The 15,574-nt window shown below is 42.0% G+C and carries 17 protein-coding genes and 1 pseudogene; 9 read left to right on the top strand and 9 right to left on the bottom strand.

The genetic code is table 11. The annotated features are described in order from the left end of the window. Positions 1–6: 6 nt before the first annotated feature. The 3 genes from KSW37_RS10815 to fldA form a co-directional block, all read right to left on the bottom strand. Positions 7–4,365 (bottom strand): cobaltochelatase subunit CobN, encoded by a 4,359-nt coding sequence (locus KSW37_RS10815; RefSeq protein WP_217314477.1) that lies wholly within the window; start codon positions 4,363–4,365, stop codon positions 7–9. A gap of 315 nt (positions 4,366–4,680) precedes the next feature. Next, the gene (locus KSW37_RS10820) at positions 4,681–5,034 is read right to left on the bottom strand and encodes a DUF2023 family protein (RefSeq protein WP_022120342.1); all 354 of its coding nucleotides are present in this window, start codon (positions 5,032–5,034) and stop codon (positions 4,681–4,683) included. An 81-nt stretch (positions 5,035–5,115) separates the two neighbouring features. Then, complete coding sequence (fldA, locus tag KSW37_RS10825) at positions 5,116–5,610, bottom strand: flavodoxin FldA (protein ID WP_118154729.1); 495 nt, start codon at positions 5,608–5,610, stop codon at positions 5,116–5,118. Positions 5,611–5,886: 276 nt separating this feature from the next. Here fldA and KSW37_RS10830 point away from each other — a divergent pair, with 276 nt between their 5' ends. After that, positions 5,887–7,092 carry an ATP-binding protein gene (locus tag KSW37_RS10830; RefSeq protein ID WP_217314469.1) on the top strand — a complete coding sequence of 402 codons (1,206 nt, stop codon included), beginning with the start codon at positions 5,887–5,889 and terminating at the stop codon, positions 7,090–7,092. A 55-nt stretch (positions 7,093–7,147) separates the two neighbouring features. Next, positions 7,148–7,282 (top strand): annotated as a pseudogene (locus KSW37_RS10835) (exonuclease); the annotation flags it as partial. A gap of 99 nt (positions 7,283–7,381) precedes the next feature. Here the strand turns inward: KSW37_RS10835 and KSW37_RS10840 are convergent. The 4 genes from KSW37_RS10840 to KSW37_RS10855 all read right to left on the bottom strand — a co-directional run bounded on the left by KSW37_RS10840 (position 7,382) and on the right by KSW37_RS10855 (position 10,524). Continuing rightward, positions 7,382–7,828, bottom strand: coding sequence for a PepSY-like domain-containing protein (locus KSW37_RS10840; protein WP_217314470.1), 447 nt, complete (start codon positions 7,826–7,828; stop codon positions 7,382–7,384). A gap of 384 nt (positions 7,829–8,212) precedes the next feature. Continuing rightward, positions 8,213–8,383, bottom strand: coding sequence for a hypothetical protein (locus KSW37_RS10845; RefSeq protein ID WP_217314471.1), 171 nt, complete (start codon positions 8,381–8,383; stop codon positions 8,213–8,215). Positions 8,384–8,405: 22 nt separating this feature from the next. Further along, a complete protein-coding gene (locus KSW37_RS10850; protein ID WP_264952590.1) occupies positions 8,406–8,882 on the bottom strand; it encodes an ADP-ribosylglycohydrolase family protein in 477 nt (158 codons plus the stop codon). 121 nt (positions 8,883–9,003) lie between these two features. Next, on the bottom strand, positions 9,004–10,524 hold the full coding sequence (locus KSW37_RS10855; protein WP_217314472.1) for an alpha/beta hydrolase: 1,521 nt from the start codon (positions 10,522–10,524) through the stop codon (positions 9,004–9,006). Between the two features lie 225 nt (positions 10,525–10,749). Here KSW37_RS10855 and KSW37_RS10860 point away from each other — a divergent pair, with 225 nt between their 5' ends. Then, the gene (locus KSW37_RS10860) at positions 10,750–10,932 is read left to right on the top strand and encodes a DUF4372 domain-containing protein (RefSeq protein WP_217314473.1); all 183 of its coding nucleotides are present in this window, start codon (positions 10,750–10,752) and stop codon (positions 10,930–10,932) included. A gap of 119 nt (positions 10,933–11,051) precedes the next feature. Here KSW37_RS10860 and KSW37_RS16170 read toward each other — a convergent pair whose 3' ends face one another. Further along, entirely contained in the window at positions 11,052–11,171 is a 120-nt protein-coding gene (locus tag KSW37_RS16170) for an SHOCT domain-containing protein (RefSeq protein WP_217314474.1), read from the bottom strand. Between the two features lie 448 nt (positions 11,172–11,619). Between KSW37_RS16170 and KSW37_RS10870 the strand changes: the two genes are divergently transcribed. The 6 genes from KSW37_RS10870 to KSW37_RS10895 all read left to right on the top strand — a co-directional run bounded on the left by KSW37_RS10870 (position 11,620) and on the right by KSW37_RS10895 (position 15,235). Next, entirely contained in the window at positions 11,620–12,282 is a 663-nt protein-coding gene (locus tag KSW37_RS10870) for an ATP-binding protein (RefSeq protein WP_337801626.1), read from the top strand. Positions 12,283–12,592: 310 nt separating this feature from the next. Continuing rightward, positions 12,593–12,844, top strand: a complete 252-nt coding sequence (locus tag KSW37_RS10875) for a hypothetical protein (RefSeq protein WP_217314475.1) — start codon at positions 12,593–12,595, stop codon at positions 12,842–12,844. A gap of 170 nt (positions 12,845–13,014) precedes the next feature. Then, positions 13,015–13,290 carry a hypothetical protein gene (locus KSW37_RS10880; RefSeq protein ID WP_022120272.1) on the top strand — a complete coding sequence of 92 codons (276 nt, stop codon included), beginning with the start codon at positions 13,015–13,017 and terminating at the stop codon, positions 13,288–13,290. Position 13,291: 1 nt separating this feature from the next. Beyond that, positions 13,292–13,894: a hypothetical protein gene (locus KSW37_RS10885; protein ID WP_119228870.1), complete on the top strand. Its 603-nt coding sequence runs from the start codon at positions 13,292–13,294 to the stop codon at positions 13,892–13,894. A gap of 758 nt (positions 13,895–14,652) precedes the next feature. Further along, positions 14,653–14,907, top strand: a complete 255-nt coding sequence (locus KSW37_RS10890) for a hypothetical protein (RefSeq protein WP_119228871.1) — start codon at positions 14,653–14,655, stop codon at positions 14,905–14,907. Next, complete coding sequence (locus KSW37_RS10895; protein ID WP_119228872.1) at positions 14,897–15,235, top strand: type II toxin-antitoxin system RelE family toxin; 339 nt, start codon at positions 14,897–14,899, stop codon at positions 15,233–15,235. The genes KSW37_RS10890 and KSW37_RS10895 overlap by 11 nt, the downstream gene beginning before the upstream one ends. Before the next feature lie 137 nt (positions 15,236–15,372). On the opposite strand, the gene KSW37_RS10900 is transcribed toward KSW37_RS10895, so the two are convergent. Continuing rightward, positions 15,373–15,534 carry a hypothetical protein gene (locus tag KSW37_RS10900; RefSeq protein ID WP_217314479.1) on the bottom strand — a complete coding sequence of 54 codons (162 nt, stop codon included), beginning with the start codon at positions 15,532–15,534 and terminating at the stop codon, positions 15,373–15,375. Positions 15,535–15,574 lie beyond the last annotated feature (40 nt).

Raw genomic sequence — 15,574 nt, forward strand, 5'->3', positions numbered from 1 at the left:
CCTTTACTATTCTACCATATTCTTTCTTCTCCGTCGAATCAGGATAGCCAACATCACGAAAGCTACGATGACGATGACACCTACAACGATGCCGCTCACCACAGTGGTGGTCTTCTGAGCATCCTCATTCAGCGTCTCCTTCTTCATCACCATACCCTTGTCGCTGCTGTTCTTCGCAGCCTCAGCATCACGGATCTGCTCTACATTCTGCTGATATTCCTTGGCAGAAGCAGCATCGGTCTTGCTGGCGATATAGTTGCGGAGCTTGGCATTGTCGCAGACGAAACCGGAGCATGAAGGCTTATACTTGTTCACGGTCTCGGTATGAAGCTTGGCAATGTCCTTGAGCTGCTGAGGAGTAGCCTTCCACATACCCTTGCGGGCACTCTCCATCATCACGGCGGTCATCTCCATCAGCGCAGCCGGATTCTGCTTGTCGAAGAACTCCTTGGTTCCGAGATTGTACTTGTCCTTGACATATACATTATAGATCTCGTCCCACATCTCCTTGTCAATTGCCTTTGGCTTCATCACATTCCAGCCGTAGGTATTGGTTACGATTTCGGCGAATGTGCTGGCACTGCTGGCTCCACCCTTCATCTTCTCCTTGATATAGGCTGGATTGAAGATGGTGGTTCTGCCCTCGATGCCAATTGCCTCCTTCACCTCCTGCATTCTCATATTGCTATGGTTGCGATAGTCGGCGAGATAAGCATCCGGATCCTTACCGGTTACGTTGCGCACTGCGAGGTTCATACCTCCCATAAACTCATATACGTGGTCGAGACTCAAGGCACCCCAGGTGTTGCTCTGTCGTGGCTGAACCACTACATCGGTACGGGTCAGCGCTGCCTCGAAAGCAGCCTTGCGCACGGTCTCCCAGTTCTTCTCATCACCGTAGTAGGCACCCATATTGTTCATATAGACCTCGGCAATCTGACTCTCCTTATCCCAGCGGTCGCCTGCGGTTACCATCTCCTGGATACCGGTGCCATAGTTGCCGTTTACGCCACCAAAAACTCGATACATACTCACCTCGCGGGCCTCCTTTGGCGACATACCCTTCTCTACGAGCACTCGTTCCGATTCGGTAACACCGGCTTTCACCAGGTTGTCGTACTTGTCACCCTTGGCATTTGCCGCCATCTCTATCGCCTTGTTGATGAGGAAGAGACGGGATGCTGCCAGGTCGCGGAGCTGACCGGAAGTCTGAACCACGACATCGATGCGAGGACGGCCCAACTGCTTGGATGGGATAAGACGCAGATCGGTAACACGGCCGAAGGCATCTCTTACCGGTTCTACACCGAGCATATAGAGAATCTGGGCGATGGTAGCACCCTCTGTTTCGATAAACTCGCTACTCCAGAGTGTGTAGCTCACCTTACGAGGATATTCACCCTTATGTCGCTCACAATACATCTTGATGGTATTGTCGCAAAGTTCCTTTGCCTTCTCCCAGGCATCCTCCGAAGGTGTATTCTCCACATTGATGGAGAAGAGGTTTCTACCGGTAGGCAGGGTGTTTGGATTCACAATCAGATCACCACCAGGAGATGGAGCAGTAAAGCCGCCATTCAGGGCATTCATCAGAGAAGACATCTCGTTGAGCGGACTCTGACGGAGCGCCTCCGAATACTTGCCCACATTCTGCAAGGCATGCTCTACGGTAGTAATCGCCTGAGCCAGATGAATCTGCTGACGGGTATATTTAGGTGCTTTCGACATCATCATACCCTTATCTTTAGAAGATTTCTGAGATGCTTTGCCCTTGCCGGCTTTCGCCATCTTCGCCTTCTTCAAATCCTCTTGATACCATTTCTGTCCCTTCTTGATGGCTTCCATCATCTTGTCAGGGAAGCGACCGGTCTGCTCCATCTTCTCAAAAGCCTCACGACTCATCTGCGGAATCTTCTTCTTATGAGAAACCTTGGCAGCACGGAGCTCGCTTACCGTACGGTGGTCCACCTTCTTCGGCTTCGCCTCCTTCGCTCCACCCATCTGGTCTGCCATCTGCATCATCATCTGGATAGGATCCGGAGCTGCCTGCATCGCCTCTACCTTACGGGCCATCTGGAGTTCGGCAGGAGTGATTCCTACATAACGGCAGATGTATTCATCAGAAACCGAGGCTGAACCCAGAAGCTGGGTCACGGTATTGCGTGCCTTGCTCAGATAGAGACGGTCGAAAAGCTGCTTGTGCTTCTCCACACCCTCCTGGGCACGACCTTTCAACTTATCCACAGCCAGCATTCCGTAGGCAATAGGATCTGTAGCCATCGCATAGACACTGGTGCGGACATCATCATTATCGTATGGCACACCCAAAGTATAGAGCTTGCCGGTAATCTTCTCGTTTGCCAACTCTTCCGCAAAGTTCTCTACTCTCGCGATTTCATCTGCAGAATAAGGCTTGTTCATCTGCTTGGCATCGAGGCCCAGTTCTCGGGCAATTCCCATCTTCACCGTCAGCGCCTTCACTTTCAGCGACTGTTCGGCAGATGCCTTCTTCTCGTATGACTGGATGGCATCGCTCAACTGCTTATAGGTCTGTCGCAACTCGCTCTCCTTGAAAGGAGGGGTGAGATAGCTCTGGGTCTGGGCATAGGTGCGGCGCTTGGCAATCATCGCTTCGCCCACATTGCCAATGGTATATATATAAAGATGTGGAACCACACCAATCAATCGGTCACTCCAGTCGTTGCTGTCGAGTGCCACCTGCTTTCTCGGAGTATATTCCAGCGAACCGTGGGTTCCGAAATGGATAAGTGCATCGGCACTGAAACCATAACGTGCCCAGAGATAAGAGGCAACATAGGTGTAAGGAGGTGCCTGGTCGGTGCCATGCACAATCTTGAAGGAGTCGCCTCCCACGCCTGCCATCACCTGTGGAAGCAGAGCCACATTACCAAACTGCAGTCTTGCCACCGCCAACTTACCATCATCGGTAGCCATATATTTGCCTGGGAAGGAACCATAGAGCTGGTTCATCTCCTTGACCATCTTCTTAGACAAAGCCTTCTGGGTCCATCCGGCAAACTGCTGGGCGGTAACCAGGGCAGGATGTCCAGACTTCAGAAACTGGGTATAAGCACCCTCGGCATAGGTTCCGAAGACGGCACCCTGAGCCTGGATCATCTTTGCCAGTTCCTGAGGATTGGCTGGCAACTTGCCTACATTGTACCCTTCATTCTTCAAGCGAACCAGGAGATTGTAGAGCGATGGAACCACTTCCATTCCCGAAGCGGTAAGTGCATTCTGACCGGGACCCTTGAAGTAGAAGATGGCGATACGCTTGCTGCTGTTCTTCTTGTTCTTCAGATTCACATAGCCCTGCACACTCTCCACGAAACTCTCCATTCTGTCTGGAATGCCGTAAACCTCCTGCAAGCCCTCCTTGTTGATGCGCTGTCCGAAAACCACGTATGGACGGATGGCACCATCAATCTCCGGAGTCACGATGCTCTGCGACATGAAGCCGCCGTTCATTCCCTGCTTGTCGTTCTCCCAATCGGTGGTCAAACGGTTGATATTAAGAGGTGAGAACAGAGGAATATTCTTCTGCTTCAGAAACTCTACGAAGTAATCGCCCAACCTGCCATGCGCCATATTTACTACGGCATTCGCCTGAATACTGTCGGCATGATGACCGGCAATAAAGCTCTGAAGCTTATTGATGCGATACACCATGAATCCCTTCTTCTCGAAAGCTTTTTCCATATCAGGAGCCGCACCCATAAAACCAGTAAGCATAATGGTAGGAGCACCTTCTTTATATAAACCGTTCTTTGCCAGGAATGCATTGTACTCGCGGATGCTGTTGAAACCCAGCTCATCGCCCTTTTCATCTTTCGGGTCGAAATGAGTCAGGAGATAGTCTGGTCGCTCATTTACACGTTCCGGCTCTGGAGCCATGAACTTCTTTCCGTCGATAAACTTACGGATGTAAGCGAGCATACTGTGATAATTCTTCTTGCTGCCGTTCTCGATGTACTGCATCAGATAATCTGCATCGAAGTTATCTACTGATACGATATTGTTGGCTGGGTTGGTAGCAGCATGAGTCAGGGTTGGCACCTTGTAGGAAGCCTCTTCCAACTGCTTGCGCTGGTTCTCGTCGATTCGGAGACCCATACCATTCACGATAATCATATCGTAATCATCCAGATGATCAAAATCATCGGTTGTAATTTCACTCAGTTTAATCATCGCATTGTCGTTGGCATGCGAAATCTGTCCCAGCGCAATAGCCTGATAGTTGAGGAAAGCGATGCGGGTAGTACCCACCCAGGCAGAGTAAGCCTTCGCCAAACCTCCCAGAACGATCACAGCCAATAAGGCCAGGAAGATGTGTTTCTTTTTAATCTTTCTGATTTTTCCTAATCCTTTTTTCATATCTATTCCTTTTTTCGGGCTGCAAAGGTAAGGCTTATTTAGAAATTGTACAATACCGAGAAATTGTGATTTTCACATTTTTTATACTTAGAATTAGGTATCAGGTTAAACGCATTGATATAGTCTGTACTAATAAATAAGTAGTGTTTTCAGGACTTTTTCTTTCATTTCAACCTTCAAAAAGAGGAATTATTCCGAAATATGCAGAAAGAGCGTAATCACCATTACGGCAATCACGCTCTTTCTACTTATAAACATAAAACATTACGAAGATGAAAGAAAAGCTTAGCAAACCTTCTTCTTGCGCTCACAATAGCGTTCGCATTGGGCACAGATGTCATATCCCAGCATGGCACCCAAGATGAAATCCTCCTCCGGCGTAAGCTGGCACAACGGTTTGGTGATTATCATGCGGATAGCATCCAGACATTCTTTCTTACCAAAGAAGAGATTCAGACGGTCGTTGCCAACCGGCTGGATGATATAATCAATGTTCTGACGCTCTAATCTAGTTATGGCAAAAGACTCATATTTCTTGTTGAAGGTGTAGAGCACCAGGCGGCGCACGCCCTTCTTATATTCATATATATGATTCATCAGAACCTTCAAATCTACTGGTGTTGCGATTTCCTGCTGCATACTATCCGAATTTATCTGTTTTTAAACCAAGAATCAGAGAATTCCATCATTCTCCAATTCTTGAAAAATATTTTTGTAAAATTATAACGCTGGCTTGATGTCCTCGAGCCAGGCATCGATACGCTCCTCTGTCTTGTCGTCCTCGTTCACCTCGTCGAGTGCGAGTCCCAGGAACTTGTCGCCATCAATTGCCTCACTGTCATCATAGGTGTATCCGTCTGTAGAAACACCAGGCAATACGGTAGCACCAGCCTCAACGGCAGCATCATAGAGTTCCTTCATGCCGCCACAGAAGGTATCAGGGTAAGACTCGCTGTCGCCACAACCAAACAGGGCCACAGTCTTACCAGCCAAGCCGGCACTCTTCAATGTCTTCACGCCATCATACCAGTCATCCTGCATCTCACCGGCACCCCATGTAGAAGTACCGAGAAGAAGATTCTCATGACTTGCGATAGTAGCGTCATCGATGTTAGCTACATCTACAGCTTCCACGCCCAACTTAGAGGCGATGGTTTCGGCAATCGACTGGCATGAGCCAGTAGAAGAGCCATAAATTACGATTGTTGTTTTCATTTGTCTATCTTACTTTTAGTTACATTTATTTTCGGGTGCAAAGATACATCCTTTTTCCATCATCTGCAATACCTAAAAATGATGGTTTCGCAGAAATACCTAAATATGGGGATAGATAAAAAGTTTTAGGACGATTCATCCTAAAACTTCTCTAATTTCAAAAGTTTTAGGACGATTCATCCTAAAACTTTCTTAAATATTCTACTTTTAGGATGATTTATCCTAAAAAAATAGTATCTTCGCAGCAAATATATAATCAAAGAGCAATGAAATGATATGAAACGAATAGAAAGAACGGAATATCTCAATAAACTGATCGCTTTCAAAGACAAGTCTCTTATCAAAGTGATAACCGGCATTCGCCGTTGCGGTAAATCCACCATTATGGAGATTTATCGTGACTGGCTTAAGAGGCAAGGTGTCAGTGCCGACCAAATCATCTATCTCAATTTCGAGGATTACGACTTCTATGAGCTTCGTAATCCACATAACTTATACGCTTATATCAAGCCATTAATTCATCAAGACAAGATGACTTATATCTTCTTTGATGAGATACAACATGTGGAAGATTTCCCAGACATCATCAACAGCCTCAACCTGAAGCCAACAGTAGATCTCTATATTACGGGGTCGAATGCCTATATGCTGTCAAGCGAAATCGCCACGTTACTATCCGGAAGATATGTGGAAATCGCAATGCTTCCCCTTTCATTCAGAGAGTATGTTGAAGGTATCGGAGGAACCGACAATCTTCCCAAAGCCTATACAGACTACATCACAAGGAGCAGTTTTCCATATACCCTTGAACTGGATACTCCCGCAGAAATCAGCGACTACCTGAATGGCGTATATAACACCATTGTAGTAAAGGATATCATGAGCAGGAAGAAGTTACCCGATGTCATGATGCTGGAAAGCGTTATCCGTTTCACAGCCGACAATATCGGCAACATCCTATCCACCAAGCGCATAGCCGACATCATGACTGCCGATGGAAGGAAAATAGACCAGAAAACCGTAGAACGATATCTGACCGCACTCTGCGAAACCTTCTTCGTATATGAAACCAAAAGATACAACATCAAGGGTAAGCAGCTGCTCAAGACATTGGGTAAATATTATCTAGTAGATATCGGTTTGAGAAGAATGCTCCTAGGTTCCCGCTCATTCGATGCCGGCCGCATCCTGGAGAACATCGTTTATCTGGAACTACTCCATCGCCAGCAGAAAGTATATATAGGAAAGATGGATAATCTGGAAGTAGATTTTGTAGCGATTGATGAAAACAATATCACGTATTATCAGGTAGCTGCTACCGTTAGAGATGAGACTACCTTAAAACGTGAATTGGCATCTCTGCAGCAGATCAATGACCAATATCCTAAGTATATCCTTACACTTGATGAAGACCCTACTGCCGATTACAACGGTATCAAGAGAATCAATGCCCTAAGATGGCTGATAGGAGAAATAGGATAGCCTATATTTCCTCAGAGTAACACCATAATATATAAGGCACAAAAATGATAATTCTATGAAAGATTTTGCAGCGATAAATTTCGAAACGGCCAACCAGCAGCGTACAAGTGTCTGCTCGGTGGGCATTGTGATAGTGAGGGATGGCGAGATTGCAGACAGCTACTACAGCCTCATCAAGTCCGAACCGGAATAGATGCCGAAGCCTGTGCCTGGATAGCAAGAGAGCTGTTATAGTAAGTACCAGAAATGCATGAGGGTGTGTCATAAAGCCATGACACACCCTCTTCTGTTATTTGTCAATTTCAGCACGTATGAACATACCATTATATCTGTAATAGAGATCGTAGCCAGGAATATCAATTTCATATCCGCCAACCTCTTTTTCAATTTTGTAAGGCTTCAAATCAGGATATTTCTTTGCAATATCCTCAGCTATGACAGTAGGAATAATGCCTACAGGGATCTCAGAGTATTTGCACTCAACACTCGTCCACTCTCCCTTCTCATTAAACTCCACTTTAGAGCCATCACTGAGCAATACTTCATATTCCCAAAAGCCATTATCTTTCTCCTTTTCCACACGGCTGTATGATGCATCAGCAAAATATTGCTTTACAAACAGCTGTGCCGACATCGGCAATGCTGCATAATCAAACTCTTTATCTTCACTGCTGCATGAAACTGTAAAAAGGACCAGTAACATCGTAAATAATGTGGTAATAAATGGTCGTTTCATATTCATAATGTTATTGTTTAAAATTACTATAATATATTCTATAATCTCTTGAATCTAGGTTTGTTATGCAGATTCGTATCTATCGGTTACAAATATAATAGTTTTATTTTAGATAAGAATGATTTCAAACTCAAATTAACTATAATTCAATATTTTTTTATTTTTCCATTTGTTCTACTGCCATAGTTCTTAGTTGTTAGGCTTATTCAGGTTACAATAGATATTGCATAGATAGAAATTACAAGGTAGACTTTTAGGTTCGGTTTTTGAAAGTGAGTCCTGCTGGCAGTGATGCCGGCAGGATTCTGCGTTATTATGCTCTAATGCAGACTGCGCTTACTTAAATTCTTCAATCTACGGGCAAACTCAGGTGCAACCTCTATCCTATAACTCATTAAGCAAATCCTCCGCAGGAATAAAATCCATTTTTCCTTCGCGATGAAGCTTCAATTCCGTAAAGGTCTGATTGATACTAGCAAGGACTTCTTCCAAATAGCTCTCGTCATTAGAAAGTACGCCCAAGCTATTATAAATATCAGTATTCAATTGCATCACATTCATTATCGAATCCTTTCTTTTATCGATACATTGCGTAGAATTCCTGCACCTTGTCATGAAGCATAGAAGCATGGAGAAGACCATTTCTCCATTCGTCAGGAATATGGCATATTCCAAATTTAGCACCCAGGATAGCTCCTGCTACTGCAGCATTTGTATCCGCATCTCCTCCTGATAAAACAATCTTCAAGATACCCTTTTTATACGAGGTTGCATGCCAATAAGCCCATAGGGCAGCCCCTAAAGTTCTGAGCGTATATCCCATACTCTTTTCATCATCCAGACACAAAGAATCCAGACCTTCATGATATGCCAAGTCAACAAATGGAACGATTCGTTCATCATATTGTTTGGCTATGCCAATCACATCTTCATAATCCAATATCCTGTTTTCAAAGACAAGAGCATGTATGATAGAAGAAACGATAACGCAAGAGCCCACACAGCGTGGATCAAAATGAGTTAGCTTACAGATATTCTCAGCATTACTAGTCACATTTTTCTTCAGAAGTCCTACCACCAAACGCCTTCAAAGAGCAGTAAAATCAGAATAAAACAAAATCTCCTCTCTTGCAAAGACACAAGAGAGGAGAAAGAGTTTCATCCCAAATATTTCTCTATTTACCGCAAATCGATCGAATCCATCCAAAAAGTTCGTTCAAGGCGTAATCACCTGAGTGAGGACGATTCCAAGGCAGCTTGAAGTTAACATCCTTACCCTTGTTTTCAAGCTTGGTAGCCAAGTTGATAGGAATAGGGAACGCCGTGTCTCTGTCTATGGCTCCATGACGGATGTACCAATGAGGTGCAATGCAAGAACCTTCTTCATCCATCATGCACATCGGATTGAGCAACCTTACATTCTCTTCTATTTCCTTGCCAAGAACAGCTTTGGAATTTCCTATGGCTTTTACCAACGAATAGGTGGTAAAGTTAACAGAACTACCCTTGCTATTGCCAAACTCCTCATTTTCTCCACTGGCCTTACTTCCTGCTACTCCTTTACTATCGAAAGCCGGCACACCTTTTAGGGCTGTCTTACTTGCCACATAAAAAAGATACTTATCCAAGTCAAGACCAGTGATGTATTCTCCCTTTGACTTATTTCTCATTGGCATCATCTTAGGACCATCTTTTGGCACATCCATTGGAAACTTCATTTCTCCCTGCTTCTTGCCACCATTCATAGGAGCAATGAACTTCATGCCTGAAGAGAATGAAAATCCAATACTATCTGGTATATCAGCACCATAATCCTTTGCATCCTGAGCACTTGTCATCAAAAGCTGCTTGATATAATCACGATAGTTGTCTGCGTTCAAATCACTTCCATCCTTTTTCTTTAGTCCCAAACTATTGATGTAAGCAGGAAATTGTGCAGCCAACTCCTTAGAAACAGCAACTTGCTCGCTCGTTACAGGTCGAATCTTTTCATCCACACCTCCATACAACCACTCATACGCCATATCCGCATGGTCAAGATCGATGATAGGGCAAAAACAAACTGCCGCAAAAACATCGTCTCTTGTATCAGCTGCTCCCATGGCTTTGAGCATAGGCTCATAAGAAGGATTATTGCCGGTGGAACCCAATAAAGACGACATAGCTCCACCTGCACTTGTTCCATCGGTAATAATATGCTCGGCATCACCCAGCATATCCCTGTCAAAGAAACGCAGATAGCGAACTGCCGCTTTCAAATCAAGCAGTCCCTTAGGAGCACGACCCGTATAAACTGTCTTTCCCTTCTGTACAATCATAGAGTTTCTACCTCTTGCACCAGGTATAGCTACAACATAGCCTTCTGCCAAAGCTCTACCTGATGCATCACCCTCATCTATCATCCTTGGAGCAGCTGCCATATAGCCACCCACATAATTGGGCATAAAGATAGGAGTGGATTGCGTTGCACCCTCAGGAACAAACACATTCATGTACTGATACGTAGAATCCTCTACATGAGTAACATAATACAAATTTGTGTAAGCAGTATAGTTGACCTTCTTCCCATTAGGAAGGGTAACAGACCCCGCCACGCCTTTCGAAGCATCAAACACCAACTTTGGTGTAGGCTTCTTCGCTGCCTGGGCACATACACAAAGTACCAAGGCCAGCGATGCTACGAAAAACTTCTTCATTGTTACTTGATATATTTGAACGATGCAAAGTTACTTCAAATCCTGAAGAAACAGAACAATTAGCAGTGAAAAATTACGATTTTAACAAATAATAACACTAGTGTCCCGTTAAAACGAGACCGACAATTAGCAAATAAGTTATTAATACTCAAAAGTTTACGGACTTTTTATAGTGTATTCGATTTGATTTTGTATCTTTGCACGCATATTTAAAATACGTGTGCGATGAACAAAGGCAAAACTATATTCTCTCAGATTATGTCACTTATACCAGAACGTGATTTCAAAACTTGTGTAGACCGTTATAAGGGAAACTACAGAGCAAGAAACTTCTCTTGCAAAGACCAATTCCTAGTAATGAGGTGTATAGGTTTCTCACAAACAACATGGAATATGCAAAGAAAGTGATGCACATAGATCAATCGCTACACACTATTTCAAAGAACGTGGGTCTATTCCTTACGGACAAGACTCCTTTAAATGAATTGTTTAACAAAGCTGTTCCAACAGAAGAGACGGAAGATTGGCTATATCCTAGCCTTTTCAGCCCCGACGATTTCTAAACGGGACAGCAGTGATTGCAATATTTTTGCTTTCTGAGCTTGGAATTCATATTCTGTAAGAACTCCGGAATCTCTGAGTTGCACCTATTTTGTCAATTCATCAACAATGAATCCACAAAGAAAGTAAGTAACATTAATATAGTAACAATTTTAAAAAGATAAGATTATGAAGAAGTTCATTTTGCAGCGTTATTCATATTAATAGGATTTAGTTTTTAAAGGTAATTTTATTAAACATTCCCAGTTTTTGACATTTGTGTCATTTTTCGGGAATGAACACACGAAAAGCCATTGACATCTTACTTTCTGGGGCTTACGTTACAAGATTTTGAATGCAAAAGTCCACAAAGGAGCCGATTTATTCCCGATTTTTGTCATTAATGACACTTTTCGGGAACGACTATGATTATAAAAAGAGATTATTATTTACAGCAACTCATATCGAGCAAGTCTAACAATCTCATAAAGATTGTAACTGGAATTAGATAGTGATAAGAAGAAAGATGCATACCTCCGATCTTTACACGAAACAGTGTATCTCAAAGATATAATAGAGAGGAACAACTTGAAGAACAGCGAAGAATTCATGGAGTTGATGCGTGTGATGGCTTCATGTATAGGTTCTCCGTGCAATCCTAGTAAGTTGGAAAATACATTCAAAAGTATAAAGAATGAAACCCTTGACAGAAAAACCATATCCAAATATCTTTCCTACATGGAAGATGCTTTTCTTATAGAGAAGTCAATGCGATATGACATAAAGGGCAGAAAATATATAGGTACACTTTCGAAATACTATTTTCAAGACATCGGATTACGCAATGCCTTACTGAATTTTAGACAAGTGGAAGAGAATCATATCATGGAAAACGTCATATACAATGAGCTTCGTTTACGAGGCTTTTGCGTTGATGTGGGTATGGTAGAGGCAAGGACTGCAAAAGAACGCAAACAACTGGAAGTGGATTTCGTTGCAAATATGGCAGACCGTAGATATTATATCCAATCAGCATTTGCAATGCCTGATGATGCAAAAAGAGAGCAAGAATGCGCTTCATTAAAAAGAATCGACGATTCCTTTAAGAAGATAATCATAATGCGCGATGACATAAAACCATATCATGACAACAATGGCTTTTATATTGTCGGGTTAATGGATTTCTTGCTAAAGCCAGATTTGATGGAACAATTATAGAAATCGGAGAAAGAATCCATTCGTCATGAGTGGACTCTTTCTTTTGAAAATCATAGCTTACCTATTATTACATGGTTGGGTACCTTACATTCCCCAACTTTTTGTGGAATGTTTCCACATACTTTCCTCATTTTCTACACTATCTACTTTTGACACAAAAAAGAACATAAACGTCTGATAATCAACGCATATTATTTTCTCGTTTTTTTTGGCACACAGATTGTGACTATGAATAGCGGGTTCGAAAATGAATCCACAAAGAAAGTAAGTAAGTAACATTAAATAGTAACAATTTTAAAAATATACGATTATGAAGAAGTTTATGTTTGCAGCTATCGCAGCTATGGTAATGGTTTCAGTAAGCAACGTTTTTGCATCAAGCAGAATGGTAAGTAACGCAGAGGTAGCACCAGTTGATACCATGGTTCCAGATGCTCCTTCAGATACATTGGCAACAGGTACTTCTATCAAGCCACAGGCTACCACTGAGGATTCTATCCAGCAGGAGACAACTCAGCCGCAGGAGTCTACAGAGACTGAGCAGCAGGCAAATGCTGAATAAGAATTCACAAGAAAGTTCTATTAAGTTCAATTGAGTTTATTTTGCAATCGACATATAAGAAAAGCGTAGAATCCTGATGGCTGTAATACCAGCAGGATTCTGCGTTATTATTACGCATTGATAAATTTTTGTGTTAAATTCGTGAAAAATACTTGGAAGATAACTGAAAAATGATTACCTTTGTATTAATTAATGTAAGAATGAGTTTTATGCATATACTGAATGAACAGACACGAGAAACATTAAGTCGGAAGTTAGGAAAAACTTACGATGAGATATTGCAGATGAGTGCGGAAGAGCTAGATGCACTTGTCGAGGCTCGTATTGGCAAAAAACTAACTCCAGCATTCTCTCTCAAAAACATGGTTAATAGAGGGTCTGTCTATTTGTTTTTCAAACGTTTAGTTTCAAAAAATGATATAGACAAACGTTTAGCACGAATTTAAAATGGATAATAGCAAGCAAATTATAGCACTATATGACGACTACAATACGATTATCAAACCGCTTATTGCAGAAGTAGAAGCGAGGACTGAACAGTTCCCGTTACCATTATTTAATGAAATACGTGCATTGCATGACCATATTGCCCGATGCTACTTTAAAGATATAACTCCAGAGCAAAGAAATATCGAAATTCATAAAGCAGAACGTCATGTACTTAGAATTATACTTGACTGCTATAAGTGTTTGAACTTATCTATTCATGATTCGGTTTTATTATTTGAAAAACAAACAAGACATGTGGATTTGACTGTGCTGCAAAACGGCACTTTTTATCCAAAATATAAATCTCTACGCTCTGATGCAGTAAGAGCTGTACGTAAAGCTAAGATTTTAGAAAGTATCAATACTAGCGAAGCGTTAGATATCTATCAGCAGGCCTACAATAAATATAGTGAATTGGAACTTCTCATGGATACAACAGCTCCCGATGTTCACTGGGCTAGTGTACATTTTACAGTAAGACGTGCTTTACAAGTCTTACTATGGATTTTAAGTGCTGTTGCATCAGGAATCATCTCCATAGTATTGGCTGATTTATTCTAGAGTTATTGATATGATATGAGTACAACTATAGAAACTAAATCAACAAACGAACTTTTTGATGGCGCTGTACCGAACACACCGATACAGCGCTATTATATTTTATGAACAAATCGTAAAGTCACCCATATCTAGCAATAGTACTGTACCGATTACACAGCACCACTTTTTTAACGACAACACTTATTCCCTTTTATGCTCCTTCAGATACTTTTAGTCTAAGCCAAGAAGGGAATTGCTCCCAAAGCAAATAACCCATTTTGAGTTCGACTAAACTACGACTAAAACCCACCTTTTTCCATCTATTATTTTTATGATACCTTTTTTCTTAAGCGTAGAGAGGAAGATACTCATATAGCAACAGAAGAGAACACCCAGTCAGAGCAGCCAGCTACTACTGTTCAGGAAACTCCACAGGAGTAAACTCAGGAGGAGACAACTCTGCAGCAGGAGGCTACAGAGACAGAGCAGCAGACAAATACTGAATAAGAAATCATAAGAGAGTTCTGTAGAGTTCAATTGAGTTCATTTTGCAGACGACATATTTAAGAAATTAATAGGGAAAGCGTAGAATCCTGCTGGCAGTGATGCTGGCAGGATTCTGTGTTTTTTGGATGCAGCAGCATATACATACATAGATTTCAAAAGAGTAAGCTAAAGAAAGAACTCAAAAGTTTAATTCAATTAAAAAAAGCAAAAAACTTTGGAAGTTATAATCTTTTGCACTATATTTGCACATATATAATTAAAATGTAAGTAATATGAGTACAACAATAAAAACAAAATCTTCCGCCTCTATAAGAATAGATACGGATTTGCTCAATATTCTAAAGAGCAATGCTAAAAGAGACAACAGAAGCCTCAGCAATTATTTGGAAACGATTCTGTTTGAAATAATTCCTCAGCAGTCAATTGACAGAACCGAAGGAATTTGTCAAGGACTACGTGAAGTAAAAATGATAAAGGAGGGTAAATTGAAAGCAAAATCCGCAGACGAACTTTTCGATGAGCTATAATATTGAAACAACTCCTCATTTCGAAAAGGAGTTAAAGGACTTAGCTAAACGCTATAAGTCCATGAAACAGGATTTTGGCAAATTCAAAGAATCCTTAAAAGAAGATCCTTTTCAAGGAGTTGACTTAGGTGGTGGGTTAAGAAAAATCCGCATGGCTATTGATTCCAAAAGAAAAGGTAAAGCTGGAGGAGCTAGAGTTATTACATATACAACATTAGTAGATGAAAATACTGGTGAAGTATGGTTGATAGAAATCTATGACAAATCTGAATTCTCCACCATCAAGACTGACGTCATAAAGAAAATGCTAAAAGAGTTGGGACTATAGGTCCGGTTTTTGAAAGTGAATCCTGCTGGCAGTGATGCCGGCAGGATTCTTGCTTAATAGCCCCTGTTAAACTCATCAAGTATCTGACGAAGATTATCATCAAGCACATAATTATATACACAACGAGATACTTATGGCTATTTGCGAGGACTAGGGATGAAGAAATCCTCAGGAGAGAAATCATCCCCTTTTTGGCCTGGTCTTTTTGGCGTCCATGTTCTAACATGAATCTTAGGATTTCCTTCTTCTGTAAAATCCCACAACAAGAACACATAGCCATCATCTCCTGACTTTGACAAAATGTGTACCTATAAAATAACATATCCTAATTTTCAGGCA

The organism is Segatella copri (assembly GCF_019127135.1).
In the GTDB taxonomy this organism is placed as follows: domain Bacteria; phylum Bacteroidota; class Bacteroidia; order Bacteroidales; family Bacteroidaceae; genus Prevotella.